Annotated in this window: 3 protein-coding genes; 2 read left to right on the plus strand and 1 reads right to left on the minus strand. The window is 36.6% G+C overall.

The genetic code is table 11. The features are described 5' to 3' along the window. The first annotated feature begins 523 nt into the window (after positions 1-523). Together RTK36_RS02170 and RTK36_RS02175 are read left to right on the plus strand one after the other, a co-directional pair. Positions 524-1,081 carry an N-acetylmuramoyl-L-alanine amidase family protein gene (locus RTK36_RS02170; RefSeq protein WP_312043868.1) on the plus strand — a complete coding sequence of 186 codons (558 nt, stop codon included), beginning with the start codon at positions 524-526 and terminating at the stop codon, positions 1,079-1,081. 249 nt (positions 1,082-1,330) lie between these two features. Then, on the plus strand, positions 1,331-2,347 hold the full coding sequence (locus RTK36_RS02175; RefSeq protein ID WP_312043870.1) for a hypothetical protein: 1,017 nt from the start codon (positions 1,331-1,333) through the stop codon (positions 2,345-2,347). A 149-nt stretch (positions 2,348-2,496) separates the two neighbouring features. On the opposite strand, the gene RTK36_RS02180 is transcribed toward RTK36_RS02175, so the two are convergent. Beyond that, the gene (locus tag RTK36_RS02180) at positions 2,497-3,759 is read right to left on the minus strand and encodes a TRAP transporter large permease (protein ID WP_312043872.1); all 1,263 of its coding nucleotides are present in this window, start codon (positions 3,757-3,759) and stop codon (positions 2,497-2,499) included. Positions 3,760-3,831: the final 72 nt, after the last annotated feature.

The following is a 3,831-nucleotide window of genomic DNA, read 5'->3' on the forward strand; positions in this document are numbered from 1 at the left end:
CATTTATACGCCCCCATTCCTATATATTTGTTTTTAACATCTAAATCAATTTAATTTTGTTTACAATCTTAATTCCTTTAAGCTTTATGTACAACTATTTTTATATACAATCATCCTTAAATTTTTATAACCTAAACTAAAACTTAAATTCCCAACAAAGCAACATTTTAACAAAGAATAATATAACCATATTATTCTATTTATTTACAAAAATCAACCATTTATAAAATGGATTTTGTAACTCCATAAAGTGGCATAAAATCTTCATGATTCTTGATGATTTCTATTGATTAAAAGTTATCTTCCTCAAATCTATGTGATTAATCTCCATTTTTTGAAATACCCTCCGTTCATACTTCATTCCTTTCCTCAGAATTGTTTCTGCTGAGGTGAATGTATAAAACAAAAGCTGATAAACACCTTGTACTTTTTGATTACACCTGTACTATTTTCCTTTTTTATTCACTATCACTCACCTAAGCAATATTATGTAATATATAAATCTGATTAGGGTGGTGGCTCTATGGCAATTAAAATATATATAGATCAAGGACATAGCCGTTCCGTAAATCAAGGAGCAGTGGGGTTCGGCTTGTACGAACAAGATGTTGTTTGGCAAGTAGGCATGTATCTTGCTGAACTGTTAAATAATACGCCAGGGTACGAGGCCAGAGTTTCCCGTCCAACGATTGACACATCTTTGGGCTATAACAATTCTACCAGTCTTGCCGCACGAGTTGCTGATGCAACCGCATGGGGGGCAGATTATTTCATCAGCATTCACGCCAATGCTTCAACCAATCCCAGCTATAATGGCAGTGAAGTCTATATTTACAGTGAGATCTCAAAGGCATATCCTCTTGCACAGTCCATATTAGATCAAATTGTGGCAGAGGTGGGCACAAAAAACAATGGCATCTTTATAAGGCCATCCCTTTACGTCTTGCGAAGAAGCCCTATGCCTTCCCTTTTGGTGGAGCTAGCATATATTACAAATGCAGAGGATGCAGAAAAACTACGCAACAATCAATTTGATTTTGCCCAGGCAATATATGATGGAATACGTATTCAACTTGGCTAATCTTTGCTAGATTCCCGCTGTGCCTAGCGAAACCTCTGTTTTGGCTGTTTCTAATCAAAAATTCAACACAACTTATATTAGCAATAATCGCGGCCCTGTGGTTATTGCTATTTTCATTTTTACGCTTTATTATTGTTTGCTGATAATAAATTGCAAACAAACTTATACCTGAAAACATCTAATTAGTACTATATTGTTGTAGGATGAGAATATAATTAAGGTAAATTACGAAAAAGGGAATGAATAAGATTGAACAATTGGATCCCCCCTACCATTAAACTTGCACTACGTAAAAAAAGAATTCCTATCTTCATCTTCATACTCTGCGCAGTTCTATCCTGCGTTTTATCTTTTCATAAAAAACACGAAACAGCAATCATGGTCATGGGTGGTTTACTGGAAGCCCAATGTATTAATTGCGAAGATTTTTTAGAAAGCAACGCTGTGGATTTTGAAACATACTTTCGACCCTCTAAATTGCCTGTTTTAAATAACAAAATATTGTCACAAGAATTTTTGAATGAGAATTATGATAAAAAACCAGAAGAGATCTCCTTGCCTGATTCACTAACAGATAGTCCAGATAATACAATTTTGAACTATTTCAGTATCTTGCGTGACGCGGCCAACCCTGTGGTGGGAAGATCAGCAGGCTGTGGTACGATTGGAGATGCCACGGCGTCTTATCCAATTTCTTACCAGCTTCTTTCTACTCAATTTCAAAAGAATTTACCCTATAGTGACTATGTGAAGACCTACGAAAATATTTTGCATATCAATCTAATTAAATATCATCAGGTGCCTATGGAAGCTCCTCAAGAAAACATGGTTCGATATTTTGTTGAGATTGAAACCATAGAAGGTAGTGCAAAAGATACAGGTGTTTTTGCCTATTATTATGGCTTTGTTGATTTAGTAAAAGAAGAAAACCAATATAAAATTAGCGACATTCATTATTTTGGTGAAAACTTTTTATGCGCACCCTATCATGGATGGCAATGGGAAGCTGAGGGAAATGTTCAAATACGATATGGAGAATGGTGTAAATTGATTAAAGGAGATCTCAGAAAATCTCAAAAGGATTATACCATCCGTATTGAGTTTGATGGAAATGATGGATATCAATACTGTATTGTATTTTTCCAATTAACAAATGGAACTGATTTAGAGGTTGCCCAATACCGAAGAATCTCAGGAGGTTCTTGGAAACCAATCTTCATTGATTTGGAAGAATGCTTAGAAAATAACAAAAAAACATTACAATAAAATCTGCGTTCTCTTCCAAATTACATTTTTCTATACAAGTAAAATAGAATCGATTAAAATAACAGTATTAATTATCTCTAGTACAAAAGCCCTGATATGGTATACAACCAAATCAGGGCTTTTCAAATTGCAAATTTATTAAATTTACCCTAGAATATGACGCCAGGTATGAAAATAGGAACATACACAATCAAAAAGAAAATAGTTATTAAGCCAAACAAATATGGAAGAACAGCCTTAGCAATTTTCTCTATCGGCATACCCGTTATGCTAGATGCCACAAAAAGATTGATTGCAACAGGGGGTGTAACCATACCAATGGCAATACCCACGGTAAACAGTATGCCAAAATGAATTAAGTTCACATCCAATGCCTTCATCAGAGGCAAAAATACGGGTGTTAAAATAATAACAGCCGATGATGTTTCCATAAATACACCTGCAATCAAAACAATCACAGAAACCAAAAACAGAATTACAAATCTATTGCTGGAAACAGACAATACTGCCGTTGCAATGGATTCTGGTATTTTCCAATTGGCCAAAACCCAACCAAAAACACCACTGCATCCGATAATAATCATAATGATTGCTGAAGTTTTTACGCTTCCCACCATGATTTTAAACAAGGACTGTAAGGTCATATCTTTATACACAAATGCAGAAACAATCAATGCATACACTACGGCAACCACGGCAGCCTCCGAAGGGGTAAAGTATCCTGAAAAGATACCGCCCAAAATAATTAAAGGCATCAGTAAACCCCATATTGATCTTTTTAAGGTAGCCAAAACATTTCTAAAAGAAAAAGGAGTTCCCTTTGGATAATCAAACTTATATGCCTGCCACAGTGAAATGACAATAAGCACAAGCCCCATTAAAACACCAGGTAAAAAACCATTCTGAAACAGCTTCGTAACACTCTGTTCGGCAACTACGGCATAAAGAACCATTGGCACTGAAGGAGGAATGACAACACCAATTGTTCCTGCGGAAGCAATTAATGCCGCAGAAGATTCCGCATGATATCCCCTATCCTTTAATTCAGGAATCAAGGTTGCACCAACTGCCGCAGTGGTTGCGGCTCCGGAACCGGAAATCGCGGCGAAAAACATACCCGCAACAACAGAAACAATAGAAAGACCTCCTCGAATGCTACCAACCAAGGATTCAGCAAAAGCAACCAAACGTTTGCTGATTGCACCGCTTGCCAATAAATCCCCTGCAAAGATAAAAAAGGGAATTGCAATCAGAGAAAAGGAATCGGAGGCTGCAAACATTCTTTGTACTACTACCAACCGGTCTACACCACCGGCAAAAAGAACTGCCACCGCCGCAAGACCTATGGAAAATGCAACCGGCACACCAATGATTAAGCATAGAATAAATACACCAAACAAAACAATACTCATGCTCCTTCTCCCTCCTTCCCAAATATTTCACCTAAAATTGCATCAATCACATGGAATTCCATGTGATTGATG

It is taken from the genome of Anaerotignum sp., assembly GCF_031981185.1.
Lineage (GTDB): Bacteria > Bacillota > Clostridia > Lachnospirales > Anaerotignaceae > Chakrabartyella.